Annotated in this window: 28 protein-coding genes; 13 read left to right on the top strand and 15 right to left on the bottom strand. The window is 63.4% G+C overall.

All coding sequences use genetic code 11. The features are described 5' to 3' along the window. Positions 1-33: 33 nt before the first annotated feature. The 3 genes from AUC68_RS09370 to AUC68_RS09360 are packed head-to-tail and all read right to left on the bottom strand — an operon-like array spanning position 34 to position 1,558. On the bottom strand, positions 34-705 hold the full coding sequence (locus AUC68_RS09370) for an alpha/beta hydrolase (protein WP_069437375.1): 672 nt from the start codon (positions 703-705) through the stop codon (positions 34-36). A gap of 45 nt (positions 706-750) precedes the next feature. After that, positions 751-1,248, bottom strand: coding sequence for a bacterioferritin (gene bfr, locus AUC68_RS09365; protein WP_069437374.1), 498 nt, complete (start codon positions 1,246-1,248; stop codon positions 751-753). A gap of 58 nt (positions 1,249-1,306) precedes the next feature. Then, positions 1,307-1,558 carry a (2Fe-2S)-binding protein gene (locus tag AUC68_RS09360; RefSeq protein ID WP_069437373.1) on the bottom strand — a complete coding sequence of 84 codons (252 nt, stop codon included), beginning with the start codon at positions 1,556-1,558 and terminating at the stop codon, positions 1,307-1,309. A gap of 202 nt (positions 1,559-1,760) precedes the next feature. Between AUC68_RS09360 and AUC68_RS09355 the strand changes: the two genes are divergently transcribed. Next, positions 1,761-3,161 carry a response regulator gene (locus AUC68_RS09355; protein ID WP_069437372.1) on the top strand — a complete coding sequence of 467 codons (1,401 nt, stop codon included), beginning with the start codon at positions 1,761-1,763 and terminating at the stop codon, positions 3,159-3,161. Here AUC68_RS09355 and AUC68_RS09350 read toward each other — a convergent pair whose 3' ends face one another. Then, complete coding sequence (locus AUC68_RS09350; RefSeq protein ID WP_069437371.1) at positions 3,162-5,219, bottom strand: protein meaA; 2,058 nt, start codon at positions 5,217-5,219, stop codon at positions 3,162-3,164. A 386-nt stretch (positions 5,220-5,605) separates the two neighbouring features. On the opposite strand from AUC68_RS09350, the gene ccrA reads away from it, so the two are divergent. After that, a complete protein-coding gene (ccrA, locus tag AUC68_RS09345) occupies positions 5,606-6,922 on the top strand; it encodes a crotonyl-CoA carboxylase/reductase (protein WP_069437370.1) in 1,317 nt (438 codons plus the stop codon). Between the two features lie 199 nt (positions 6,923-7,121). Beyond that, a complete protein-coding gene (locus AUC68_RS09340; protein ID WP_244500463.1) occupies positions 7,122-8,831 on the top strand; it encodes an acyl-CoA dehydrogenase family protein in 1,710 nt (569 codons plus the stop codon). Between the two features lie 40 nt (positions 8,832-8,871). On the opposite strand, the gene AUC68_RS09335 is transcribed toward AUC68_RS09340, so the two are convergent. Further along, complete coding sequence (locus tag AUC68_RS09335) at positions 8,872-9,684, bottom strand: hypothetical protein (protein ID WP_141701185.1); 813 nt, start codon at positions 9,682-9,684, stop codon at positions 8,872-8,874. Between the two features lie 117 nt (positions 9,685-9,801). Here AUC68_RS09335 and AUC68_RS09330 point away from each other — a divergent pair, with 117 nt between their 5' ends. The 9 genes from AUC68_RS09330 to AUC68_RS09290 all read left to right on the top strand — a co-directional run bounded on the left by AUC68_RS09330 (position 9,802) and on the right by AUC68_RS09290 (position 16,262). After that, complete coding sequence (locus AUC68_RS09330) at positions 9,802-10,293, top strand: TspO/MBR family protein (RefSeq protein WP_069437368.1); 492 nt, start codon at positions 9,802-9,804, stop codon at positions 10,291-10,293. A gap of 10 nt (positions 10,294-10,303) precedes the next feature. Beyond that, the gene (locus AUC68_RS09325; protein WP_069437367.1) at positions 10,304-11,131 is read left to right on the top strand and encodes an SDR family oxidoreductase; all 828 of its coding nucleotides are present in this window, start codon (positions 10,304-10,306) and stop codon (positions 11,129-11,131) included. 70 nt (positions 11,132-11,201) lie between these two features. Further along, the gene (locus AUC68_RS09320) at positions 11,202-11,402 is read left to right on the top strand and encodes a twin transmembrane helix small protein (RefSeq protein WP_069437366.1); all 201 of its coding nucleotides are present in this window, start codon (positions 11,202-11,204) and stop codon (positions 11,400-11,402) included. 88 nt (positions 11,403-11,490) lie between these two features. Next, positions 11,491-12,069: a cob(I)yrinic acid a,c-diamide adenosyltransferase gene (locus AUC68_RS09315; protein WP_069437365.1), complete on the top strand. Its 579-nt coding sequence runs from the start codon at positions 11,491-11,493 to the stop codon at positions 12,067-12,069. A 17-nt stretch (positions 12,070-12,086) separates the two neighbouring features. After that, complete coding sequence (locus AUC68_RS09310) at positions 12,087-12,800, top strand: rhomboid family intramembrane serine protease (protein WP_069437364.1); 714 nt, start codon at positions 12,087-12,089, stop codon at positions 12,798-12,800. A 139-nt stretch (positions 12,801-12,939) separates the two neighbouring features. Beyond that, complete coding sequence (locus tag AUC68_RS09305; RefSeq protein ID WP_069437363.1) at positions 12,940-13,689, top strand: electron transfer flavoprotein subunit beta/FixA family protein; 750 nt, start codon at positions 12,940-12,942, stop codon at positions 13,687-13,689. After that, positions 13,689-14,639: an electron transfer flavoprotein subunit alpha/FixB family protein gene (locus tag AUC68_RS09300; protein WP_069437362.1), complete on the top strand. Its 951-nt coding sequence runs from the start codon at positions 13,689-13,691 to the stop codon at positions 14,637-14,639. The genes AUC68_RS09305 and AUC68_RS09300 overlap by 1 nt, the downstream gene beginning before the upstream one ends. Before the next feature lie 83 nt (positions 14,640-14,722). Beyond that, positions 14,723-15,601, top strand: coding sequence for a 3-hydroxybutyryl-CoA dehydrogenase (locus AUC68_RS09295; protein ID WP_141701184.1), 879 nt, complete (start codon positions 14,723-14,725; stop codon positions 15,599-15,601). A 37-nt stretch (positions 15,602-15,638) separates the two neighbouring features. Then, on the top strand, positions 15,639-16,262 hold the full coding sequence (locus AUC68_RS09290; protein ID WP_141701183.1) for a hypothetical protein: 624 nt from the start codon (positions 15,639-15,641) through the stop codon (positions 16,260-16,262). A 12-nt stretch (positions 16,263-16,274) separates the two neighbouring features. Here the strand turns inward: AUC68_RS09290 and AUC68_RS09285 are convergent, their stop codons facing one another. Further along, positions 16,275-16,550 (bottom strand): hypothetical protein, encoded by a 276-nt coding sequence (locus AUC68_RS09285; RefSeq protein ID WP_069437359.1) that lies wholly within the window; start codon positions 16,548-16,550, stop codon positions 16,275-16,277. A gap of 442 nt (positions 16,551-16,992) precedes the next feature. On the opposite strand from AUC68_RS09285, the gene AUC68_RS09280 reads away from it, so the two are divergent. Then, entirely contained in the window at positions 16,993-17,394 is a 402-nt protein-coding gene (locus tag AUC68_RS09280; protein WP_083240581.1) for a hypothetical protein, read from the top strand. A 92-nt stretch (positions 17,395-17,486) separates the two neighbouring features. Here AUC68_RS09280 and AUC68_RS09275 read toward each other — a convergent pair whose 3' ends face one another. The 9 genes from AUC68_RS09275 to AUC68_RS15925 all read right to left on the bottom strand — a co-directional run bounded on the left by AUC68_RS09275 (position 17,487) and on the right by AUC68_RS15925 (position 25,798). Then, the gene (locus AUC68_RS09275; RefSeq protein ID WP_204377004.1) at positions 17,487-18,365 is read right to left on the bottom strand and encodes an ion transporter; all 879 of its coding nucleotides are present in this window, start codon (positions 18,363-18,365) and stop codon (positions 17,487-17,489) included. Positions 18,366-18,549: 184 nt separating this feature from the next. Continuing rightward, on the bottom strand, positions 18,550-18,825 hold the full coding sequence (locus AUC68_RS09270; protein ID WP_141701182.1) for a DUF3303 family protein: 276 nt from the start codon (positions 18,823-18,825) through the stop codon (positions 18,550-18,552). 237 nt (positions 18,826-19,062) lie between these two features. Further along, entirely contained in the window at positions 19,063-19,899 is an 837-nt protein-coding gene (locus tag AUC68_RS09265) for an LssY C-terminal domain-containing protein (protein WP_069437357.1), read from the bottom strand. Positions 19,900-20,036: 137 nt separating this feature from the next. Continuing rightward, positions 20,037-20,816 carry a 3-hydroxybutyrate dehydrogenase gene (locus AUC68_RS09260; protein ID WP_069437356.1) on the bottom strand — a complete coding sequence of 260 codons (780 nt, stop codon included), beginning with the start codon at positions 20,814-20,816 and terminating at the stop codon, positions 20,037-20,039. 221 nt (positions 20,817-21,037) lie between these two features. Further along, positions 21,038-21,172, bottom strand: a complete 135-nt coding sequence (cydX, locus tag AUC68_RS09255; RefSeq protein ID WP_069437355.1) for a cytochrome bd-I oxidase subunit CydX — start codon at positions 21,170-21,172, stop codon at positions 21,038-21,040. Between the two features lie 16 nt (positions 21,173-21,188). After that, positions 21,189-22,355, bottom strand: coding sequence for a cytochrome d ubiquinol oxidase subunit II (cydB, locus tag AUC68_RS09250; RefSeq protein ID WP_069437354.1), 1,167 nt, complete (start codon positions 22,353-22,355; stop codon positions 21,189-21,191). Between the two features lie 5 nt (positions 22,356-22,360). Continuing rightward, positions 22,361-24,022 carry a cytochrome ubiquinol oxidase subunit I gene (locus AUC68_RS09245; protein ID WP_069437353.1) on the bottom strand — a complete coding sequence of 554 codons (1,662 nt, stop codon included), beginning with the start codon at positions 24,020-24,022 and terminating at the stop codon, positions 22,361-22,363. 109 nt (positions 24,023-24,131) lie between these two features. Then, the gene (locus tag AUC68_RS09240; protein ID WP_083240580.1) at positions 24,132-25,460 is read right to left on the bottom strand and encodes an ATP-binding cassette domain-containing protein; all 1,329 of its coding nucleotides are present in this window, start codon (positions 25,458-25,460) and stop codon (positions 24,132-24,134) included. Beyond that, positions 25,433-25,798: a hypothetical protein gene (locus AUC68_RS15925; protein ID WP_083240579.1), complete on the bottom strand. Its 366-nt coding sequence runs from the start codon at positions 25,796-25,798 to the stop codon at positions 25,433-25,435. The genes AUC68_RS09240 and AUC68_RS15925 overlap by 28 nt, the downstream gene beginning before the upstream one ends. Between the last annotated feature and the right edge of the window lie 12 nt (positions 25,799-25,810).

The raw sequence follows: 25,810 nt of genomic DNA, 5'->3' as shown, positions 1-25,810 counted from the left end.
TGAAGGACCCTAGATGATGTGATTGTGGCGGGCTCAGTCCGCCGTGCCGGCTGCCGCGAAAGCCTGTTTCAGGAACTCACCGCCAAGGCGCAGACCGTCGCCGTCAATGCCGTGGCCAATGCCCCGGCTGACATGCCACTGCACGCTCAGTCCCGCCTGGCCGAGCGCCTCGCGCGCCAGGATCATCGCATCGACCGGAATCACCTCATCCATGTCGCCATGGACGAGGAGGATCGCGGGTCCCTGGCCGGGCGCCGGCAGCCCCTCCATCGTGGCCAGCGCGCCGGAGTAGCCGACGATCGCGGTCGGTTTGGCCTGCCGGGTCAGCCCCACGGCGAGAGCCATCATCGTACCCTGGCTGAATCCGACCAGCGCGAGCGACTGGGACGTCAGCCCCTGGCGCTCCAGTTCGGCATCCAGAAACGAATCGAGGGCCGGTGCGGCGCGCTTCACCCCCTCGGCGATGATGGACATGTCCCCCATCGACAGGTCGAACCATTGCCGTCCCATCGGCGCCATGGCGCAAGGTTCGGGGGCATGGGGCGACACGAAGGCCGCATGCGGCAGGAGCGGCGCCCACTCTTTTCCGAGCGCAATGAGATCGTTTCCGTCCGCGCCGTAGCCATGGAGGAAGACGACAAGTTGCTTTGGGGCCCCGCCGGCGGCAGGCGCCAAGCGGGGGCCGTCGAGCTCGGATGATGTCATGCGTGAGCGAACCTATCTGGGCGAGCCGAACCGATCGTGCTGGACCTAGTCTTCGCCGCCGTCGACGTCATCGGCGGACTTGGCATTGAGCTGGCCGTAATTCTGAGCCCCGATGTCGCTCAGGAGGCCGAGCTGGGTCTCGATATAGTCGATATGCCCTTCTTCGTCCTTCAGAAGGTCTTCGAACAGCATCATGCTGACATAGTCCTCGTCCTCGCGGCAGGCGGCGCGGGCTTCCATGTAAAGGGCGCGGGCGCTGTACTCGGCCTTGAGGTCGCATTCGAGGATTTCCTTGACGTTCTGCCCGATCATGAGGGGATCGAGCTTCTGCATGTTGGGAAAGCCTTCGAGGAAGATGATCCGCGTGACCAGCCTGTCCGCGTGCTGCATCTCCTCGATCGACTCCTCGCGCTCCTTCTTGGCCAGCTTCTGGTAGCCCCAGTCGTCCAGCAGCCGGTAGTGCAGCCAGTATTGGTTCACGGCCGTGAGCTCGTGCGTCAGCGCCTTGTTCAGATAGTCGATTACCCTTGGGTTGCCCTTCATCGGATCCTCATCTCGCAGATTAGTTTAGAATGGTTATAAGGTAGATTTTTCGACGTGGCTAGTCTGCAGTTGGCGTGTCGTCGAACGGCGATCGATGGGGCAGCGAGGCCGCCGAACTCGGCCCCTCTTCGTCGTAGCCAACGATGAGTTTCACGACGAGTGGCATGCAGTCCCCGCATTTGGGTCTCTTGCCGAGCGTTCGGTAAATGAGCCCGGGCGTCAAGACGACAAATGGATCCTTCGTCCGTAACGTCGAGACCGCTTCGTGAATGTCCTCCGAGCTGAGGATGGTGCAAGAGCAGATGATCATCGTGTGCTTCTAGGCAAAGCCCGCGCTCGTGTCTTCCGTCTTGCCGGTCGGCGCGGGCATCTCCTGAGAGGGACCGGAAGTGTTACCGGAGTCTAAAGGGACGACTTAGGGAATCGTCAACCAACCCATTTAGCGGCGTTTTAAATCATCTCCGCGATGCTTCGCCAGCGGAAGAAACAATAGACCATTCGGTGGGGCATAGATGCAAGGCAACGTATTTCGCGCTGACGATCTGTTTGGGCAGATCGAAGGTTTGGTAGCGCAACTCGAGACGGAACGGCAGGCGCGCCTTGCTGCGGAAGCGGCGAGTGCCGGCACGCTCGGGCTGATCGACATCGTCAGCAAGAAACTGCGTCCGCCGATGGAATCGGTCTCGGCACTGACCGACCGGATTCTCGACGGCCCGCTCAGCCTGGCCCAGCGGCGGGACGCGGAAACCTTGTCCCACTCGATGCACCGTATTCTCAGCGCGCTGACGGAGGTTCTCGACTTCAGCACGCTTCAGTCCGGCGAGGCCGACTTCTCGGTCGAGTCCTTCGATTTTCACGCCCTTGTCCGGGAGGTGGCGTCCGCCTTGCAGGCTTGCGCGGCGGCCAGAGGTTTGACCAGCAGCGTGGACATGGCGGCCAATTGTCCCCGCTACATCGTCGGGGACGCCATGCGTGTCCGCCAGGTTCTCATGGCGTTGATGGAGACCTCCATCCAGGCAACGGCGGAAGGGTCGATCCGCCTCTACGTCAGCGTGAACGACGCCGTTTCGCCCGTGACCATCCGTTTCGACATCACCGACACCAGCACCGGCTTCACCCCGGAGCAATTGGCGGCGTTGTTTCAACCCTCGACGGACACCACGCGGTCCGACGGCGGCCTCGGCCTGCCGATCGCACAGCGGATCGCCGAGGCCATGGGCGGCGGCGTGGCTTGCGATAGTGCGTTGGGGCAGGGCGCGCTCTATTGGTTCACGTTCAAGGCGCTGATCGCGGAGAAAGAGACCGGAATGCCTACGGGCCAGAACGGAAACGTGTCCGCTGCCCCGGTCGTCTCCGAGCCGGCCGCGCACGATGCGCTCGATCTCGATGCCGCCGACGCCGTGGCATCCGAAGGTGCGGCGCCCGGCAGCCTCGAAGCGGAGCGGGCCGTTGCGGAGATGCTGGATGCGCCGATGCCTCCGAGCCCTCCTGAGAGCGCCCCGAAGGCTGCCCACGCGGACGCCCTGTCGGGTCATGTGCTCCTGATCGAGGACAACACGGTCAACAGGCTCTTGATCGGCGCTTATCTGGACGAGTTCGGGCTGACATTCGACGTCGCCGAGACGGGCGCGGCCGCTCTGTTGTGTCTGGACCAGCGCGCCTACGATCTCGTGCTCATGGACACGGTGCTTCCCGACTATCGCGGACTTCAGCTGGCGCAGCGGATCCGCTCGATGGAGTCGCCGAGCGCACATATTCCGATCGTTGCGCTCGCCACGCTGAAGGACAATGAAGACGAACAGGCCTATGTCGAAGCGGGCGTGAACGCCTCGGTGGACAAGCCGATCCAAGGGCGCGAGCTCTATGCCGCGCTCGTGCCGCTCGTGCCGGCTGGGAGCGCGGTCATCGCCTGACTAGAGCGGCGCCTTCTCCTTGCTCTCCAGGGGCGGCACGGGAATACCGGCCTCCGCGAGCGCCCCGATGTTCTGATCCACGAGACCGACGATGCCGGTCATGATCTCGTTCAGCTGGAAGTCCTTCGGGGTATAGACCGCCGACGCGCCGCACTGCTTGAGGATGTTGACGTCCTCCTGCGGGATGATGCCGCCGACGACGACGGGGACGTCGCTCATCCCGGCCTCGCGCAGCTTCTGCACCACGTCGCGCACGAGCGAAACGTGCGATCCCGACAGGATCGAGAGCCCGACCACGTGGGCCTTGGACTCCTTGGCCTGCGCCACGATCTCGGCGGGCGTCAGCCGAATGCCGTCATAGACGACCTTCATGCCCACATCGTCGGCCCGCACGGCGATTTGCTCCGCGCCGTTCGAGTGGCCGTCAAGGCCGGGCTTGCCGACGACAAAGGTTAGTGTGCGCCCGAGCTTGCCGGAGACCTGGCTGACGAGTTCGCGGATCTCCGTCATGCGGGCATCGTCGACCTCGTGCGCCGCCCCGATCCCGGTGGGTGCCCGGTATTCGCCGAACACCTCACGCAGCACCGCGCCCCATTCGCCCGTGGTGACGCCGGCCTTCGCGGCGGCGATGGAGGGCGGCATGATATTGCGGCCCTCGCTTGCGGCCTCCTTCAAGTCCTTTAGCGCCTGGTTCGCCGCGGCGGTGTCGCGGTTCTGGCGCCAGGCCTGGAGCGCGGCGATCTGCTCCAATTCGACCGATTCCGGGACCGTCAAGATACCTTCGACGCCGGAGTCCAGGGGCGAAGGTTCGGTTTCGGTGTAGGCGTTCACGCCCACGAGGATCTGGTCGCCACGCTCGATATCGGCGACGCGAGCCGCGTTGGAGGCGATCAAGGCCTCCTTCATATAATCGATGCTCGCCACGGCCCCGCCCATGGCGTCGAGCTTGGCGAGTTCCTCGCGGGCCTGTTCCTTCAGGTCCTCGACCTTCCGGTCGATCACCGCGGACCCGTCGAAAATATCCTGATATTCCAGGAGGTCGGTCTCGTAAGCCACGATCTGCTGCAGCCGGAGCGACCATTGCTGGTCCCAGGGGCGCGGCAGGCCGAGCGCTTCGTTCCAGGCAGGCAGCTGCACCGCGCGGGCGCGTGCCTTTTTCGACAGGGTCACCGCGAGCATCGACAACAGAATGCGGTACACGTTGTTTTCAGGCTGCGGCTCGGTGAGGCCGAGGGAGTTCACCTGGACGCCATAGCGGAAGCGGCGGAATTTCGGGTCCTCGACGCCATAACGATCGCGGGCGATCTCGTCCCACAGGTCCACGAAGGCCCGCATCTTCGAAATCTCGGTGATGAAGCGGACGCCCGCATTCACGAAGAAGCTGATGGCCGCGACAACTTTGGGAAATCTGTCCTCGGGGACTTCGCCCGACTCCTTGACGCGGTCCAGCACCGCCTGCGCCGTGGCGAGGGCGAAGGCGAGTTCCTGCGCCGGCGTCGCGCCTGCCTCCTGCAGATGGTAGGAGCACACATTGGTCGGGTTCCATTTCGGCACTTCCTGGTTCGTGAACACGATCACGTCCTTGATGAGCCGCAAGGAGGGGTCCGGCGGGAAGACATACGTGCCGCGCGAGAGATATTCCTTGATGATGTCGTTCTGTGTCGTGCCGGTCAGCTTGGTCCTGTCCGTGCCCTGTTCGTCCGCGAGCGAGACGTAGAGCGACAGCAGCCATGCCGCCGGCGCGTTGATCGTCATCGAGGTGTTCATCTCGCCAAGCGGGATGCCGTCGAGCAGGGTGCGCATGTCGCCGAGATGGGACACCGGCACGCCGACCTTCCCCACTTCGCCGCGGGCCAGCGGTGAATCGGAGTCGTAGCCCGTCTGTGTCGGCAGATCGAAGGCGATGGACAGGCCCGTCTGCCCCTTGGCCAGGTTCTTCCGATAGAGTTCGTTCGAGGCCTTTGCCGTCGAATGGCCGGCATAGGTGCGGAACATCCAAGGTTTGTCGCGCACGGGCTTGTCGCTGTCTGTCTTGCCGCTGTCTATCTTGCCGCTCATCGCTCTTGCCGAAATCGTCCCCTGTTCGTGTGCAGTGCATCGAAGCATGCCCGGCGCGTGCGGGCAATATGCCGTTGGACGGGGTTGTAAATCGCCCTGGAGGCCCTTTGAAAGCGCCAAAAACGCCGCCGGGCGCAAGGTCGCGGCCGCTGCATTGCCCGATTCTTCCTCTGGCAAGACGCGATTCTTTTTGCTAACCCTCCTGACCGATTAAGGCAGCCCTGCCAAAATTTGGGCATTTCCAAGAGAGCCCCGGCGCTTTCAACGCGGGCAGGCAGCGTGGTCTGCGGCCCGTAAACATGTTGCAGTCGCGAGATGGATCGAAGACAATTCTCGCGAATGCGAAAAGGCGCCCCCAAAAATAGAGGACTGGAGGGGACAACCGGATGAATGAGATGTCGATAGGTGAAGTTTCCGCGGATGCAGCCGCGCCGCGCGGCGAAATCAAAGACCTCTACGAGGTCGGCGAGATTCCGCCTTTGGGTCACGTGCCGAAGAACATGTATGCCTGGGCGATCCGCCAGGACCGCCACGGTCCGCCGGATCAGGCCATGCAGGTCGAAGTGGTGCCGACCTGGGAGCTGGACTCCCACGACGTGCTCGTTCTCGTGATGGCTGCCGGCGTGAACTACAACGGTGTTTGGGCCTCTCTCGGCGAGCCAATGTCCGTGTTCGACGTCCACAAGCAGCCGTTCCACATCGCCGGTTCCGATGCATCGGGTATCGTCTGGGCCGTCGGTTCCAAGGTGAAGCGCTGGAAGGTCGGCGACGAAGTCGTCATCCACTGCAACCAGGACGATGGTGACGACGAAGAGTGTAACGGCGGCGACCCGATGTTCTCCACCTCCCAGCGCATCTGGGGCTACGAGACGCCGGACGGATCGTTTGCGCAGTTCGCCCGTGTGCAGGACCGTCAGCTCCTGCCGCGACCGCAGCACCTGACCTGGGAAGAAGCGGCCTGCTATACGCTGACGCTCGCCACCTCTTACCGCATGCTGTTCGGCCACCGTCCGCATACGCTGAAACCCGGTCACAACGTGCTGGTCTGGGGCGCCTCGGGCGGCCTCGGATCCATGGCCATTCAGCTCTGTGCCACCGCGGGCGCCAACGCCATCGGCGTCGTTTCCGAGGACGACAAGCGGGACTTCGTGATGTCGCTGGGCGCCAAGGGCGTGATCAACCGCAAGGATTTCAACTGCTGGGGTCAGCTGCCGAAGGTGGGCACGCCGGAATACGATGCCTGGGCCAAGGAATGCCGCAAGTTCGGCAAGGCCATTTGGGACATTACCGGCAAGGGCGTGAACGTGGATTGCGTGTTCGAACACCCCGGCGAGGCGACCTTCCCGGTGTCCACCTTTGTCGTGAAGCGTGGCGGCATGGTCGTGTTCTGCGCGGGTACCACCGGCTACAACCTGACCATGGACGCGCGCTATGTCTGGATGCATCAGAAGCGCGTCCAGGGCTCGCACTTTGCGCATCTGCAGCAGGCGAGCATGGCCAACAAGCTCGTCATCGAGCGTCATGTCGATCCGTGCATGTCCGAAGTGTTCCCCTGGGACCAGATCCCGAAGGCGCATATGCGTATGTGGAACAACGAGCATCGCCCCGGCAACATGTCGGTGCTGGTGAGCGCCCCGGTCACGGGCCTTCGCACGTTCGAGGACGTGATCGAGGCGAGCGAGGAGATGCACGGCAAGTCGTAGACCTTGGCCCGAGCTTCGCCATCTTCCGAGTTCGGCTGTTTCGACAGCCTTCGGCGCGCCCCGGACAGCCCTGTCCGGGGCGTTTGCGCGTTTGGCGCCACAACTGTGCCGCGCGCGGCGGCCCAGGGCCATGTTTGCGGGCGCTGCGTGTGCTTGAGACCCCAGTTGGGATTTGACTCCCGCCGCTGGTCGGGCTTCGTTGTGGCAAATTCGATTTCGTTCGTTTTTTAAGGAACCAGACGTTGACCGCCACCGAAACCACGCCCGCCCGCCTACTCCCGCTTTTGGATGCCGCTGCCGAGGCGCGGGAACCCTGAACAGTGCCGCCACCGAGGCAGTCAAGGCCAAGCTCGCGCCCGACGGCAAGATCGACAATGCCGCGCTGGAGCGCGAAGAGCATATCGCCCACGGCCTTGCCTGGATCACCACCTATGCCGAGGGCATTCGCCAGATGGCCGAATATGCCAAGCGCACCACCGAGGAGGGGCGTTTCGGCGAGTTCGAAGGACTGCTGACCCAGATCGTCGTGGGCGAATATCTGGCCCAGCTCGCCGGCGGCGTCGTCATGAGCCAGGGCGAGGTCGTGCGCCTGCACGAGCTCGGCGTGCCCGACTCGGCGAAAGAGGCGTTCCTGACCGACAATGTGGTCGCGCTGATCCAGGGTGTGACGCCGGAAATGCGCGCCCGTGTGGCGACGCTGATCCAAGACGCGGACAGCGCCGCGGCGGCCAATTTCGGCGATCCCGGTCTCGACGAGACCTACGAGGAAATCCGCAACGAAATGCGCCGCTTCTCCTTGGCGGAGGTGGTGCCGTATGCGCAGGAATGGCACCTCAAGGACGAGTACATTCCGCTCGAACTGGTCAATCAGATGTCGGAGCTTGGCGTTTTCTCGCTGACCCTGCCGGAAGAATATGGCGGCCTCGGCCTCGGCAAGGAGGCCATGTGTGTCGTCTCCGAGGAACTCTCCCGCGGTTATATCGGCGTGGGGTCGCTCGGCACGCGCTCCGAGATCGCCGAGGAACTGATCCACAATGGCGGCACGGACGCCCAGAAAGAGGAATGGCTGCCGAAGATCGCGAGCGGCGAAGTCCTGCCGACGGCCGTCTTCACCGAGCCGAACACGGGCTCCGACCTGGCCTCGCTGACGACGCGCGCGGTGAGGGACGGGGACGTCTACAAGATCACCGGCCAGAAGACCTGGATCACCCACGCCGCCCGCGCCGACCTGATGACGGTGCTCGCGCGCACCGATCCCAACGAGAAGGGCTATCGCGGCCTGTCCATGTTCCTCGCGCCGAAGCCGCGCGGCACGGACGACAATCCGTTCCCGGCGTCCGGCATGTCCGGCGGCGAGATCGAAGTGCTCGGCTATCGCGGCATGAAGGAATTCGACATTTCCTTCGACGGCTTCGAGGTGCCGGCCGCGAATCTTCTCGGTGGCGTCGAGGGCCAAGGCTTCAAGCAGCTCATGCAGACCTTCGAGGCGGCGCGCATCCAGACGGCCGCCCGCGCCATCGGCGTGGCCCAATCCGCGCTCGATATCGGCCTGCGCTACGGCATGGAGCGGGTTCAGTTCGGCAAGCCGATCATCACTTTCCCGCGCGTGTCCGACAAGCTCGCCATGATGGCGGCCGAGATTCTGTTCGCCCGTCAGCTCACCTACTACTCGGCGCGCAAGAAGGACCATGGCGAGCGCTGCGATCTGGAAGCGGGCATGGCCAAGCTCCTCGCCGCGCGCGTGGCCTGGGCCGCCGCCGACAACGCGCTGCAGATCCACGGCGGCAATGGTTTCGCGCTCGAATACACGATCAGCAGGGTGCTGTGCGATGCGCGCATCCTGTCGATCTTCGAGGGCGCGGCCGAGATCCAGGCCCATGTGATCGCAAGGCGTCTGCTCGAGCAATGAGAGCACGCAGTTGAGCTCGTCACGTATCAGCAGCCTTGGATCAGCCTTGGTGTCGTCCTGCGAATAGTGCGCTGAGCCATGACAGCCGACAATCACAACCCAAAATACGCGGCTTCCCGAGCCGATCGACAGTGTAGATGCGCGCACAACACCAGAGGTCAGCAACGGTGTTTGCCATAAACAGCACAAGGCCTAGGGTCATCACCGAGGTGTAACTCATGTGCGAAGGAGCAAAAATAATAACGATGATGGACAACGCCGCTGTTACCGCGTTGCTTATCATCCAAAAAAACTCTGCGAACGTTTCGTTGCCCTCAGTGCGTAATGTGAAGAGCCATATCGCATTCACGATCAGAAGCACGGAGAAGATGAACAAAAATATTTGAATATGAAACATTGTTTCGGTAGCAGGGCATTGCTGCACGGTCTCAACAAGTTTAGCTGGGTCTCCTAAGATACATTCGGCTATTTTGTATAGATACTCGCACAAAACGTAAAATATGAATGAGTGAGCCAGCAAACACGGAACGTCAAACAGCATTATAAATCTGATTCTTTTTTTAAATCCGTCGTCTTCTCTTATGTCGCTGCTCTTGTCTATTCGTTCAACGATGCAGGCCTCTATGACCCCAACTGACCAAAAGAACCGTATAGACGTTAGAAATAATACTAAGGCTGCCCCAATGAGCAACAGTCCATCTGTTGTAAAAAGTCTATGATCATGAGGAAAAATTTTGACAAGCGCCGAGTATCCGAGCGTATACGAAACGACATATATTATGCTGAGAACGTCTAGATTTTTTCCTAGGTTTTCCTTGGCGCTTTTTTTCGCCGCACAAGTGCTTTGACTCATTTGCGTTCCCTTCGAGCCACACGGAAAAGTTGAGCTTTGCTGTCACTATTTCTAGCGAAAGTTGTTATTAGCCGCAATGTGTAGTTGATGGACGCGTCCACTGGGAGAGGTTGAACGATGGCGCAGGCCACCAAATCGTTGATCGGGCTGGGCGTCGCGCTGGCCGTCTGTTTCGCCGCCTCGCTTCTTGGCAGCCTACTCACCACGCCCAATCTCGGCTGGTACGCAACGCTCGAGAAACCGGGCTTCACACCGCCCAACAGCGTCTTCCCCATCGTATGGACGATCCTGTTCGCGCTGATGGCGGTGTCGGCATGGCTCGTATGGCGCGCGCGGGCCGAGGAGGGCGACAAGAAGACCGCGCTGACCTGGTTTGCCATCCAGCTCGTGCTCAACGTGGCCTGGTCGTTCGCCTTCTTCTCCATGCACAGTCCGATCGCGGGTCTCGCCGTGATCTTGTGGCTGCTCGTGGCCATCGTGTTGACGATGGTGTTCTTCGACCGGGTCAGCCGCGTGGCCGCGCTCCTGCTCGTGCCCTACCTTCTGTGGGTCGGTTTCGCGGCCGGGCTGAATTTCGCTTTGTGGGCGCTGAATGCCGGTGCCGGCTAGAGGAGAGACCATGCCCCAGCGTTCCGTCCTCATCACCGGCTGCTCGTCCGGGATCGGGCTTGCCGCCGCGCAGACGATGCGGGACCGCGACTGGCGCGTTTTCGCCACGGCGCGCGCACCCGGGGACCTGGCGCGGCTCAAGCACGAGGTCGGCGTCGAGAGCCTCTATCTCGACTACACCGAACCGGACTCCATCGCCGCGGCGGCGGACCATGTGCTGACGGCGACGGGCGGGACGCTGACCGCGCTGTTCAACAACGGTGCCTATGGGCAGGCCGGGGCGATCGAGGATCTGCCGACCGAGGCGCTGCGTGCCCAGTTCGAGACCAATGTGTTCGGCTGGCACGATCTGACGCGCCGGTTGATCGCGCCGATGCGGGCGCAAGGCCACGGACGCATCGTTCAGTGCTCCTCGGTTCTCGGCCTCGTCGCGGCGCCCTATCGCGGCGCCTATTGCGCCTCGAAATTCGCCATCGAGGCGCTGACCGACACGCTTCGGATGGAACTCAAGGGCACCGGCATCCACGTGACGCTCATCGAGCCGGGCCCCATCGCCACGCGTTTCGTCGAGACGGCGATCAAATACTACAAGCGCCATATCGACATGGAGAACTCGCCCCATCGCGATGTCTACCGGGTCCGCCTCGCCAAGATGGAGGACGGCGGACAGATGGCGTTCAAGCTGGAGCCGGAGGCCGTCTGCGGGAAGCTGGTTCATGCGCTTGAGTCAAGGTGGCCGAAAACGCGGTATTACGTGACCGTTCCGACCTACACCGGCGCCTTTTTGCGGCGCGTTTTGCCCGCGCGCGCGCTCGATTTTATCGCGGCGAAGAACTAGAGTTGTCGGCTTGGCGCCCACATGCGCCCACACGCTGCCCGTGACTTAAGGGCACGCCGGGAGGCTTTCTTTGGAATACGTACTTCGCTGGATCTTGCCGTTTGCCGTGGCGCTCGTCGTCATCGTTCTGGTCGTCGGTCTGTTCAACATGCTTCGGGGCGGAAATCCTAATCTCAGCCAGAAGTTAATGCGGGCCCGCGTTATTTTGCAGCTCGCCGCCCTTCTGGTTGCCATGGCGATTGCCTATCTAGCGGGAACGCGTCCCCACTAGGCAAGGGTTGACCCCTTGTTGGACGGGGCTACGCTGGTTCTTCAAGACGAGGGCTTTGCGTTCGGCAAGCCCCCCGACCCGGGGCACAATGGTCAAGCTCAACAAGATCTACACGCGAACCGGCGACGACGGTACGACGGCGCTCGGCACGGGCGACCGTGTCGCGAAATACGATTTGCGCGTGGAGGCCTACGGCACCGTCGATGAGACCAACGCGACCATCGGGCTCGCGCGGCTCGATACCGGTGCGTTCGCCCCGGACCTCGACGCGATGCTGTCGCGGATTCAGAACGACCTCTTCGACCTCGGCGCCGACCTCTGTTTCCCTGAGGACATGAAGAAAGGCGAGGCGGCGCTCCGCGTGAGCGGGGCGCAGATCGAACGCCTCGAAGCCGAGATCGACGAGATGAATGGCGCGCTCGAGCCGCTCCGTTCGTTCGTCTTGCCTGGCGGGACGCCCGCCGCGGCGTATTTGCATTTGGCCCGTACCGTTTGCCGCCGCGCCGAGCGCCTGGTCGTCGCGCTCGCGGCGCGGCCCGACGAGCCGGTGAGCGCGCAGGCTGTCGGTTATGTCAACCGGCTGTCGGACTTCCTGTTTGTCGCGGCGCGCTACGCAAACGACAAGGGCGCCTCCGATGTGTTGTGGGTGCCCGGTCAAAACCGCTGAAGCCGGGGGTCGCACGCATGTTCGTCCCCCTTCACGACACCAACCCTCTCAAGAAGATCAACTATCCCTATGTGACGGTGGCGCTGATCGTGATCAACGTCGCGGTCTATGCGATCCTGCAGACGGGCTGGTTCATTCCGCTGGACGATGAAAATCTCACCGCCTTTGCGGTCGTGCCCGCACAATTGCTCGCGAATGCCGGGGGAGACACCGCCTTCCTTGCGTCCGGGGCCGTGCTGGTGCCGGAGCGGCTGACGCTTGTCACCTATATGTTTCTGCATGGCGGGTGGATTCACCTGATCGGCAACATGCTGTTTCTGTGGGTGTTCGGCGACAATATCGAGGACGCGATGGGGCATATCCGCTTCGTCATGTTCTACCTGATGTGCGGGATCTTCGCCGCGGCTTCCCACATTTACATGCTTCCCCATTCAGACCTTCCGCTGATCGGGGCCTCGGGCGCCGTGGCGGGGGTCATCTCGGCCTATCTGATCCTGCATCCCAAGGTGAAAGTCTGGGTTCTGGCGCTTTGGCGCATTCCCATCCGCATCACCGCGGCCTGGGCGCTGGGCATCTGGATCCTGGCGCAGGTGGCCAATCTCTTCTTTGCCAGCGAAGAGGCCGTCGCGTGGTGGGCGCATCTCGGCGGACTGGTCTCCGGGGCCCTCTTGATCCTCTTCATGCGACGCCGCGGCGTGGTTCTTTTCGACCGCACGAGGGGCGGCGCGTAAGCACTCCCAAGGTGCTATTCGGGTGCCCCGTGGCACCATTGACTTGAGTGATTTCGGGCTTTACGGTCGCCGCCATTTCGCACGTGCGAGATACTGGCTTTGGGGCAAGTCAAACCCGCTCGGGGACCAAAAAGACCATATGAAAATCTTAGTACCCATCAAACGTGTCATCGATTCCAACGTGAAGGTCCGGGTGAAGTCCGACGGGACCGGCGTCGACCTGGCCAACGTGAAAATGTCGATGAATCCGTTCTGCGAGATCGCGGTCGAGGAAGCCGTCCGCATGAAAGAGCGCGGCGATGCGAGCGAAATCGTGGCCGTGACGATCGGCGGCGCGAAGGCGCAGGACACCCTGCGGACGGCGCTCGCCATGGGTGCGGATCGCGCCATTCTGGTCAAGACCGACGAGACCGTCGAGCCGCTGGCGGTGGCCAAGGTTCTGAAGGCCGTGGTCGAGAACGAGAAGCCCGATCTGGTCATTCTCGGCAAACAGGCGATTGACGACGATTGCAATCAGACGGGGCAGATGCTCGCGGGGCTCTTGGGGGTGCCGCAGGGCACGTTCGCCTCGAAGGTCGAACTCGACGGCGATCGCGTGAAGGTGCGCCGCGAGGTCGATGGGGGCCTCGAGACCGTCTCGCTCACGAAGCCCGCCGTGATCACCACGGATTTGCGGTTGAACGAACCGCGCTACGCCTCGCTGCCTAATATCATGAAGGCGAAGAAGAAGCCGATCGACGAGACCACGCCCGGGGATCTGGGCGTCGACGTGGCGCCGCGGCTCAAGGTGCTTGGCGTTGCGGAGCCCAAGGCCCGCGAAGCCGGCATCAAGGTCGACGACGTCGCGACCCTTGTCGACAAGCTGAAGAACGAAGCGGGGGTTCTGTAATGGCGGTTCTGCTGCTTGCCGAGCACGACAACAAGACCCTCGCACCGGCGACCGCCAAGGCGTTGACCACCGCGCGGGCGTTCGGAGGCGACGTGGATATTCTGGTGGCTGGCGAGGGCTGTCAGGCGGTGGCCGACGAGGCCGCCAAGCTCGAAGGTGTCGGCAAGGTCTTGCTGGCCGACGCGCCGCACCTGGCGCACCGGCTTGCCGAGGACACGGCGGCGGCAATCGTGCCGCTCATGGCAAACTATTCGGTGCTGCTCGCACCGGCGACGACCATGGGCAAGAACGTGCTGCCGCGCGTTGCCGCGTTGCTCGACGTCGGGCAGATTTCCGATATCGTCGAAGTCAAGTCGCCCGATACGTTCGTGCGGCCCATCTATGCGGGCAACGCACTCGAGACCGTCCAGACCTCGGACAAGACCGTGGTTGCAACGGTGCGCACCACGGCTTTTGCCGCCACGGGCGAGGGCGGTTCGGCGAGCGTCGAAACCGTGAGCGCCGGCGAGGAGGTGCCGTCGTCCAGTTTTGTCGGCGCGGAGATCACCGAGAGCGAGCGGCCGGAACTCACGTCCGCCCGCGTGGTCATTTCCGGCGGCCGCGGCATGGAGTCCGGCGAGAATTTCGAGAAGCTCATCGCGCCGGTGGCCGACCGGCTCGGCGCCGCCATCGGCGCGTCCCGCGCGGCGGTCGATTCCGGTTTCATGCCCAACGACTATCAGGTCGGACAGACGGGCAAGGTGGTCGCGCCCGAACTCTACGTGGCTGTCGGCATTTCGGGCGCCATTCAGCATCTCGCGGGCATGAAGGACTCCAAAGTGATCGTTGCGATCAACAAGGATGCCGAAGCCCCGATTTTTCAGGTCGCGGACTATGGTCTCGTCGGCGATCTGTTCGAAGTCCTTCCCGAACTCAATGACGAGTTGAAGAAGGCAGGCTACGGAGACTAGGCGCGCGATGAGCGCGTGTCGCACTGGGCAAAGAACGATGCACGGATCGCTTTGCCGGTCCGGTTTCGAAGCAGGAGCGTAGAGTGGAGCCTATTCGCAAAGTGGGTGTCGTTGGCGCGGGCCAGATGGGTCGTGGCATCGCACATGTGGTGGCGCTCAGCGGTTACGATGTAGCCATCAACGATCTGTCCAAGGACGCGTACGACGCGGCCATCGCGGCCATCGACAAGAATTTGACGCGCCAGGTTTCCAAGGGAAAGATCAGCGAAGACGACAGGGCCACGGCTCTTGGCAGGATTTCGTTCGCGGAAACCTACGAGGGCCTGTCGGACTCGGACCTCGTGATCGAGGCGGCGACCGAGGACGAAACGGTCAAGCGCAAGATCTTCGTCGCGCTCTGCCCGTTTCTGAAGCCCGACGCGATCCTGGCCACGAACACGTCTTCCATTTCCATCACCCGCCTCGCCGCCACCACGGACCGGCCCGAACGCTTCATCGGCATGCATTTCATGAACCCGGTTCCGGTCATGGAACTGGTCGAGATGATCCGCGGCATCGCGACCGACGATGCAACGTTCGTGCGCGCCAAGGAGCTCGTGGGCAGCCTCGGCAAGACCATGGCGGTGTCGGAGGATTTTCCGGCCTTCATGGTCAACCGCATTCTGCTGCCGATGATCAACGAGGCGGTCTATACGCTCTACGAGGGCGTGGGCTCCGTGGATGCGATCGACACGGCCATGCGGCTTGGCGCGAACCACCCGATGGGCCCGTTGCAGCTTGCCGATTTCATCGGACTCGACACCTGCTTGTCGATCATGCAGGTCCTGTATGAGGGGCTCGCGGATTCCAAATACCGTCCGTGCCCGCTGCTTGTGAAATATGTCGAAGCCGGCTGGCTCGGACGCAAGACCAATCGCGGCTTCTACGATTATCGTGGCGACGAGCCGATGCCGACGCGCTAGGGTGCGCTGACGTCCTGTATGTTTAGGGAGTGAAGCGATGAGGTCTTCTTCTTCGCGTCTCGCCGGCCTCGTGGTGGCGCTGGGGTTGCTCGTGGCAAACCATGGTGCGCAGGCCGCGTGCGATCCCGAAAACGCTCTGTATGAAGACGACTTCGCGTTTCTCGATGCCTCCTGGGGAGATGCCGACGAGGCCGTTCTCGTCGACGATGGTGCGCTCGTCATCAAGGGGGCCGGCGGGGTCGTCAATCTCGAGACGAAGACGAAGGGCGCGGCGATCTGTGTCGACATGAGCGTCGCCGAAGCGCCGAACGTCGCCGGCAGCCCCGCGGGCCTCGTATTCTGGTGGGAGGACTGGAAGAACTACTACGCCGTTTTCGTCTGGGCCGACGGCTGGCTCGAGGTGCGGCGCATGTCGGACGGCACGTCGAAGACGCTATTCACCCAGGAGACGAGCGCGCTCAAGACAGGCGCCGGCGCCGTGAACAGCATCGAACTGACACTCCAGCCGAAGGACGCGACCCTCTTCGTCAATGCGAAGGAGGTCCGGCGCTTCAAGGCGAAGCGGCCCAAAGACGGCGGCGCGGTGGGGCTTTACGGCATCTCGCCGGACGATGCGTCTGCAACATTCACCTTCGACAATTTCGTCGTCAACGAGCGCTAGCCGCGCCGGCAGCTAACGTCCGAAAAGCCAATCTTCGAAACTGGCGCGCCCGGTCCTGGTGTCGGTCGCGATCTCCATGCGCGGCGCCTGGGCCGGTTCGGTTCTGTGGGACACGACCGTCGCGCTCCCGCTATCCGCATCGGACGGCGACAGGGGCGCGTGCAAGCGCAACGGCGCCGACCGCGACAGGGCCTGCCGCGGGGCGTTGGGGTCCGTCGCGTGCGGGCTTGCCGTCACGGGCGAGCGCGTGCCGTCCGGCCGCTCCATCTGCGGCATACGCGTCGGCATATCGGCGTCGCCCGTCGCGCGCGCCGTCCGAAACTTAGGTGTGAACCGGCGAACTTCAGGGGCCTCCGTGGCCCGTGTCGGGCGCTCTCGACCCGGTTGAGCGCGGGGCGCCCGCTCGGGTTGCCTGGTCCAGCCCTGGCCGCCGTCTTGATCCTGCGCCATCGCGAGGTGCGGCGCGCCAAGCTCAACGCCATCGCGACAGCCGGCGCTATGAGGATGAACTTCCGCATTCCTGCTTCTTACGGGCGCCGGGCCGGTCCGGCAAGCGTGTCCGTTTCGTGAATGGCGGATGAACGGCCCGATCAGCTTCGGTTCAGCGCTCCTTTGCGAGACTGATCATCAGATGAGCGGGGGGACCCTTCCGCTCGGTGAAACGAAGCCCCGCGCCAAACAAGGAACGGCGCGGCCTCGTGGAAGTGTTTCAGAGTCGGAGGATGATCCCATGTTGAAGATGTCTTTCAAGATTGCTGCCGTCGTGGCGATGTGTTCGGCAGGCGCCGGTGCCGCCGGTGCGGCGAGCACGGCCTTGTCGGGCGATGCCCTGCGCAGCGCTGTCTCGGACAAGACCGTCGTACTCAAGATTTCCGGTTTCGAACTGCCGATCCGGTATTCGGCGCGCGGGACCATGACGGGCCGCATGAGCACGGTCGCCGCCGCCTTCTCGGGCAGCAAAGGCGTGTCGGACCATGGCAAATGGTGGGTCGACGGCCGCATGCTTTGCCAGAAGTGGTCCAGCTGGATGGACGGCGAGACCTATTGCTACGCACTCAGCCAGCAGGGAAAGCACAATGTGCGCTGGGTTCGCAATGACGGCCGGTCGGGCACGGCCCGGATCGCCGGATAAGCCACACGACACTTCTCTCCGCCAACCTCGCCGGTGCGTTGCTAAGAGCGCGCCGGCCCTTTTTTGTCGAGCGCCGCGATCCCCAGGGCAGCTTAGGTGGCGCTGCGCCTTGGCACGGTCGTGAGCGCGTCGGTCAGATTTTCCAGCCGCGCCTCGATCCGCGCGAGACGCGCATCGATCGACGGCGCCGTGATGGGGTTCTCGCTCGCGATCATTTCGGGCGCGTGCGTGGTCTCGCCGGCTTCGATCTTCTCATGCTCGCTTTGCAGGGTCTGGATCACGATGCCGATCATCATGTTCAAGAAGATGAAGGCCACCAGGAAGATGAAGCTGAGATAGAACATCCAGCTCAAGGGATAGACCTGCATGGTCTCGTACATCACGTCCGTCCAATCCTCGAACGTCGCCACGCGGAACAGCGTCAGCATGGCGATGGAGATATTGCCCCAGAGCGTGGGATTGACCTCGGCGAAGAAGATGCTCCCGGCCGCGCCGTAGATATAGAAGATGATGAACATCAGAAGCGACACGTAGCCCATGCGCGGGATCGCCTGGAGCAGGGCGTTCAGCAGGACCTGCAGCTCGGGAATCATCGACACGAGCCGCAGGACGCGGAAGATGCGCAGAAGGCGTCCCAACAGCGCCATCTCGCTTTCGTCGATCGGAATGAGGCTCGCCGTCACGATCACGAAGTCGAAGATGTTCCACCCTTTCGAGAAGAACCGCTTGAGATTGTGCTCGGCGGCCATCCGGATCAGGATCTCGGCCAGGAAGAAGATCGTGACCGCGTAGTCGAGAACCTTGAGCCCGGCGGTGAGCTTCGGCCCGAGCGGGTAAGTGCCGATCCCCACCTTGAGCGCCGAGATCACGATGACGGTGATCACGAACAGTTCGAAGATTTTGTTGCTGCGGATGTCGATGAGGCGTTTCTTCAGACCGGAGGCCTGGTCCATCGTCGTCTTGTCGCTCATGCGTCTCTCAGTCTCGGCCCCTTCATGGCGGTGCGGTGATTGGCGATCCTAGCGAGGATTGTGGTTGAAAACCGTATGACGGTGCGCGAGACGGTGCTGGTTCTGAGGCGCGCCAAGACAGCCCGGGCAAGCGGTCTGCGCCGCCGGCCAGGTGGGCCTCGCGTGGGTGCGGGCGCCCGAGCCCCTAGGACGACAGCCCGCGCTTGAGGTCGTCCAGCGTCAGGATCGGCACGATGTCGATCGCGGCGTCGAGCGCGGCGAACATGGCCTCATTCAGTTTCGGCAGGACGGCCGGGTCGTCCGTCTCGAAAAAGATGTAACCGGTCCGCTCCCCGCCCTCGACCGTGAAATAGGCGGCCTCGGCCTTCGTTTCCGAGACGATCGCCTCGATCGCGGGCCCCATGCTGCCATCCTTGTGGGCCTCGTTGCCCCGTTCGACGGGAATGGAGAATCTCATCATCAGACGCATCGTCGGCACCTCCCTGGGCCGGAGCCATCCTAGCGGATGGGCGACGCATTGAAATGACGTGTTGAAACAACGCGGGCGGCCCGTCTCATCGTGCCGGCTGTTGTAAATCTGTCATGGAGCCCGTCTAAAGTCGGGACTTCCCTGACTATTGTCTAGTCCACAGGAAGCCCCGGTCGCCCAAAAGGCGATCGGGGCTTTCTCTTTTTGAGCGCCCTGGCGTCCGGATGTTTAGACCGCGCGCCGGGTTCTTTCTTCCGCCAGGAGCGGTGCGACCGCGATGATGCCGTCGGTGACATAGTGGTTCACGGTCCCGGCGGAAATCTCCTCGCCGGCTTCATACAAATCGACGACGCCGATCGCGCGGTGCCGGACGAGTTCGCCCATGATGAAGTCGCGCTCGGCGTTGGTGTCGGCGTCCGTGGCATGGGTGATCTGAAAGGTGAGGCGTGTCAGCGAGAAGCCCGTATCTTTGGTGCCGGCCCCGACCCAAAGGACCCGTTCGCGGGTGTCCGGCCGGTGTGTCCCGTGCCAGAACACGTCGTCCACGGTCTCCGCTTCGGTGAGGCATTTGGCCCAGAATCGCACGTGGTGGCGCTTGCGCGGGCTGTCGCCGATGGCCTTCTGGAAGCCGATATCCTGGCCGCGCCCGAACAGGTAAAGGGTCGAAAACGGGGCCTTGGGGTAGGACTTGTTCAGAACGAACGCTTTGACCATGCCCCAGGAGCTCGACAAGGTGAGCGCGTCGGCCTCGTGCCAGCCCACTTTGGCGAACGCCTCGCGCAGTTCGTCGAACGTACCGATCAGCCCCAGATTGACCGGATCGCCCGGCAGACCGTCGCCGGTGATGGTGAAGCGCGGGACGTGCTGGTGCCGCAAGACCATGAGGCCCATGCGCACGAAATAGGGAAGGATGACGTAGGCGGCGAGACCATAGGTGGCAGCGAGCGCGAGGACCGACGGCAATTCGCCGTCAACCCATTGAAATACGTTGACAATCAGCCAAATACCAACGGCGCCAAGGCTGAAGATCGCCAAGCGCTGCAGGATCAGAATTACGAGTCTCACGGGCCCTAATAGAGCATAGATTCGGGTCCAGGTGCCGCAGAGAAAGTGCTGTCGCGCAAGTACGCCGGGCTCATGCACGCCCGAGGCTGTCTCGCCGCGTTGCAAGGGAACGGCCATCCGGGAAGGGGGTCCCGGGGTCAGTGCGCCGTCCAGCCGCCGTCAGCCGAGATCGTCGTGCCGGTGATGGACGTGGCCGCGTCGGAGGTCAGGAACAGCGCGATGCCGCCCAATTCCTCCACGGTCGCGAAGCGCTTGTTGGGCTGGCCTGCCAGGAGCACGTCGCGAATAACCTGCTCGCGGGGGATGCCATGGGCCTCGGCCTGTTCGCCGATCTGCTTCTCCACCAGCGGCGTATAGACATAGCCCGGGCAGATGGCGTTGCAGGTAATCCCCTTCTCCGCCACTTCCAGCGCCGTGACCTTGGTCAGCCCGACCATCCCGTGCTTGGCGGCCACATAGGCGGATTTGAAGGGCGAGGCGATGAGACCATGGGCCGAGGCGACATTGATGATGCGGCCCCAGCCTTTCTCGACCATCCGGGGGAGCGCGAGCCGCGTGGTATGGAATGCCGAACTCAGATTGATCGCGAGGATGGCGTCCCACTTCGCGACCGGAAACGTCTCGATGGGCTCCACGTGCTGAATGCCGGCATTGTTGACGAGGACGTCGATCGCGCCGAATTCACCGAGGATCAGCTTGAACATCTCCTCGATATCTGCGGGCTTGGACATGTCCGCGCCCGAATAGGTGACGGGAACGCCGAATTCCTCGGCGATCGCGTTCTGCGCCGCATCGATCTCGTCGGGGTCGCCAAATCCGTTGAGGACCACCGCGGAACCGGCAGCCGCGAGCGCCCGGGCGATGCCAAGCCCGATGCCGCTGGTCGAGCCGGTGACAAGGGAGACCTTGTCTTGCAGGCTTTGGGTTGGGGGTGCCTTGCTCGGTGGTCATGAGGTCCATCGTCCTTGCGTTCTTCGCTGTCCAGTACCGTCCGCGGCCGGGTCGGGCCGGTGCGAGGCACAGGTTAACGTGTCCATGACATTGGAACGATGACGCAAGCCGTCACACGTGGACGGCGCCGTGCCGTGGCGCCGTAGGCTGCCGCCGGCGCCTGTCGGAGCTCTTCGGGCCGGATGGCCTAGGCGTCGTCGCGCGCGCCGCCGCCCTGCTGTTCGACGAGTATCCGGTCGCGCTGCATCTCCAGCCACATGGCGTTCACGACAGCGAACATCGCGGCCAGCGGGAGCCCGAGTAGCCAGGCGAAGTACCACATGTGTCTGGCTCCTTTCCTAGTAGACGGAGTCGGAAGAACCGGTGACCTCGGCCGCGGTCACCTTGCCCCAGAGGACCTTGTAGACCCAGGCGGTGTAGGCCAGGACGATCGGCAGGAAAATGACCGTGGCCACCAGCATGATGAAGAGCGTGGTGTGCGAGGACGAGGAATCCCACGCGGTCAGCGACGACTTGGGGTCGATCGACGAGGGCAGGATGAACGGAAACATCGTCAGACCAACGGATGAGATAGTGCCGAAGATACCGAGCTGGGACCACAGAAGCGTCGCGACCTCGTGGTCCGCGCGCAGATCTCTCACGGTCATGATCATGCCGAGGAACGCCAGGATCGGCGCGATCACGATCCATGGCCGGTCCGCATAGGCGATCAGCCACGTGCTTGTGCGCGTCACCTCCGAAAAGAGCGGGTTGGAGGGCCCGTCGGTCACGACCTCGCCCACGATGGCATAGCCCTGCATGCCGAAGGCGAGCCAAAGGCCGGCCAGCGCGTAGCCCACGATGGCCACGATGCCGGTTACCGATCCGATGGATCGCGCCCGCGCCGCGACGGGGTCCTCGGCCTTGAGGGCCAGCCAGGCCGCGCCATGGGTCATGAGCATTGCGAGGGATACGACGCCCGTCAGGAGCGCGAACGGGTTTAGGAGGCCAAGAAACTTCCACAGGAAGGAGCTGCCCTCGTAGTAGGAGACGAGTTCCGGCGACAGCCTGAAGGGTACGCCCTGGAGAACATCGCCAACCGCGACCCCGAAGATGAGAGCCGGGACCGCCCCGCCAACGAACAGCGCCCAGTCCCAGCCCGAGCGCCAAAGCTTGCCTTCGCGCTTGGAGCGGTATTTGAACGCGACCGGTCTCAGGATGAGCGCCGCGAGCACCGCGAACATCGCAAGATAGAAACCCGAGAAGCTGACGGCGTAGACGAGCGGCCAGGCGGCGAAGATCGCGCCGCCGCCGAGAATGAACCAAACCTGGTTGCCCTCCCAGACTGGCCCGACCGTGTTGATGGCGATGCGGCGTTCGATATCCGTCTTCGCGGCGAAGGGTAGAAGCGCGCCGACGCCCATATCGAAGCCGTCCGTCATGGCGAACCCGATCAGGAGTACGCCCAGAAGCAGCCACCAAATGACGCGCAGGACGTCATATGAGATCAAATCGGCAAGGATCATGGCTCTTACTCCGCAGGGCTCGGGGCGGCGAGGCCGCTATCATCCATCGCGCCGAGACGGCGCTCGTGCTGCGCTTCCCAGGCTTCAGTCTCCTCGACGTCTTGATAAGGGCCTTTCCGGATGAATTTGATCATCAAGGCCATCTCGATGATGAAGAGGATCGAATAGAAGGTGACGAACCCGCCCAAGGTGATGAAGAGCTCCTGCACCGAGAGCTGGCTCGCGGATAGGGCAGTGGGCAGCACTCCGTCGACGGTCCAGGGCTGACGGCCGTACTCGGCGACAAACCAGCCCATCTCGGCTGCGATCCAGGGCGCCGGGATGAGACAGACGGCGAAGATCAGGGCCCAGCGCGGATAGCGCTCCCCGCCGAAGCTCGATTTCCAGAAGAAATAGGCCATGAAGGCGATGAACAGGAACCCGAAGCCGACCATGATCCGGAACGTCCAGAAGAGCGGGGCAACCCCGGGAATCGTGTCGTTCGCGGCTTTCTCGATTTGCTCCGGCGTCGCTTGGGTCGGATCGTCCACGTAGCGCTTCAGGAGGAGTGCGAAGCCGAGATTGTCGGAATTGTCTTCGAAGGCCTTGCGCAGCTCCGGGGAGTCGGTGTGGCTGGAAACGTCCGCGGTCGGCCGCGTCCCGCTCGCCCGTGCCGCTTCGCGCTCCGTCCGTATTTTCATCAGTGCGTCGTAGGCAACGATGCCGCTCTCGATGCGCTTCTTTGCTTCCTCGACGAGTTCTTCAATACCGGGGATGGTTTGGTCCAAGGACCGGGTCGCGAGAAGGCCCATGGCCCAGGGAATGTGGATGGCGTAGTGCGTCTCGCGGGCCTCCTGGTCCGGGAAGCCGACCAGCGTGAAGGAGGCGGGGGCGGGCTCTGTTTTCCACATCGCCTCAATCGCGGCGAGCTTCATCCTCTGGGTGTGGCTCGCCGTATATCCGGATTCATCGCCAAGGACGACCACGGACAAAGCGGAGGCCAAACCGAACGCAGCCGCGACGGAAATGGACCGGCGTGCCAGCTCCACATGCCGGTCCTTGAGCAGGTACCAGGCCGAGACGCCAAGAACGAAGACCGAGGCAGTGACATAGCCCGCCGAAACGGTGTGCACGAACTTGGCCTGTGCCACAGGATTGAACAGCACGTCGTAGAACGACATCATCTCCATCCGCATCGTGTCGGGATTGAACACGGACCCGACAGGATTCTGCATCCAGCCGTTGGCGATCAGGATCCAGAGCGCGGAAAGGTTCGAACCAAGGGCCACCATCCACGTCACGGTGAGATGGCCGACTTTCGAGAGCTTGTCCCAGCCGAAGAAGAACAGGCCCACAAAGGTCGCCTCCAGGAAGAAGGCCATCAGGCCCTCGACGGCGAGCGGCGCACCGAAAATGTCGCCGACATAGTGGCTGTAGTAGCTCCAGTTCATACCGAACTGGAATTCCATGGTGATGCCCGTCGCGACGCCCAGAACGAAGTTGATGCCGAACAGGGTGCCCCAGAACTTGGTCATCTGCCGCCAGATCGGCCGCCCCGTCATCACATAGACGGTCTCCATGATGGCGATGATGACCGACAATCCGAGCGTCAGCGGCACGAAGAGGAAGTGATACATCGCTGTCATCGCGAATTGCAGGCGCGAAAGTTCGACGACACCCAGTTCCATGACAGACGGTCTCCCAGTTTCCGGAACGTACTGCTTGCGCGGCGCGACGTTACGGCCGCAGCGTGCGGAACGCTCCTATCACGGTGTCGCAGGGACACTGTGACATATCTCAAATTCTGGGCGGAATCCTCAAGGCGTAGCGTTGCCCGAACACGGGGTGCCCAGAACCCCGATGAAGCGCGGCCACAATAGCAGTATCCGGCAGTGCCCTGCGAATACCAAAAAGTACAAGGTGTGAGGTCTCATCGTCGAGCCCTTCGGTTGGCTCGTCGAGCAAGAGGAGGCGGGGACGTTTCAGGACCGCGCGTGCAAGGCATAGCCGTCTTGCCTGTCCACCGGAGAGGCCGGCGCCGCTTTCGCCGAGCCGCGCGTCCAGCCCGCCGCGTTCGTCGATCGTTTGGTGGAGGTCCGCCGCAGCCAGAGCGGCCCACATCTCAGCGTCGGTCGCGTCCGCGGCCAGCGCCAGGTTCTCGCGGATGGTGCCGCGCAGGAGCGCGCTGCGCTGCGGCACCATGGTGACCAGCCCCCGGAAGGCCATCTCGTCCCAGTCAGAAGGCGGCCGTCCGAAGACTGCGATTTCTGGCGCATCCTCATGCGGCTGGCCATCCCCAGCCCCGGCGATTTGCACGAGTCCGGCAATCTGCAGCAAGAGCGTTGTCTTGCCGGCGCCGCTCGGGCCCGTGATCGCGACCGCGTCGCTGGGCTTCAGGGCGAAGCCGAAATCGGGTGTACGGACCGTCAGGACGGGGGCGCCAGGCGGGCCGGCGTCCGGCATGGCGCTGGAGGGCGCGTCCCTGGGCGTTCCGGCCGTGACGGCAAACCCGCCGATGCGCCGGGCCGCACCGGCCATGCGGCCAAGCTCGGCAAAGCCGCGCCGCAAGGGGAGGACGGTTTCGGCGAGCGCAAGTGCGACGAAGACACCGATCGCGGCGATGGCCGCGCTCTCCCCCGTGCCCGTGACCAGCCAGCCGCCGGCCGCGAGCGCCATGCCGGTGATGAGGGTGACGAGCACAACCAGGAGGAAGCCCGCATCCCGTTCGTGCGCGTCGAGTTGCCGTGCCGCGTGCCGCAGCTCGCGGTCGGTCTCGCACAAGGCCTCTTCGCGTGCGCCGATGCGGCCCCGCAGGATCAGCGATTCCCGGTCGCGGATCATGTCGATCAACCCGCGGCGCAGCGTCTGTGCCGTCGTTTCCGCGGCTTCCGAGGGGGCCAGGCCCCGGCGCCCGAGCCGCCAGAGGACCAGGGCCGCAATCGGCACGTAGCCGATGAAGATGGCCCAGGCCACGGGCCAGCCGACGAGCCAGCCGAGCACGACGAAGACGGCCACATGGGTGAGCAGGCCCGCGATGACCGGGAGCAGAAGGCGCAAGGCGAGCCCGTCCAACGCGTCCACATCCGCGACGATGCGCGTCAGCACCGCCTCGCTGCGGAGCCGCATGAGCGCGCGGCCATCGCGCCTGGCCTCCCGCTCGAGCAGGCGCACCCCAGCTTCGCCAGCGCCCGCAGCGTTGCGTCATGGGTGAGGAGCCGTTCGCCATAACGGGCGGCGGCCCGGCCGAGCGCCAGGAAGCGGACGCCGGCCGAGGGGCGGAAGAAGTCGAAGGCAACGCCGATGCCGGCGATACCGGCAAGTCCGGATGCGGTGATGAACCAGCCGGAAAGCCCGAGCAGGGCGGCGCCCATGAGCAGCACGGCAATCGAAAGCAATGCGCCCCGGGCCATCGCCCACGGCGCGGCACTCAGCAGGAACCACAAAATGCGGACAATCGCCGTCATGGGCGTGTCCGT

This window comes from Methyloceanibacter methanicus (genome assembly GCF_001723285.1).
Lineage (GTDB): Bacteria > Pseudomonadota > Alphaproteobacteria > Rhizobiales > Methyloligellaceae > Methyloceanibacter > Methyloceanibacter methanicus.
Note: the sequence above shows the minus strand (reverse complement) of the source record. Positions and strands in the feature narration are given on the sequence as shown.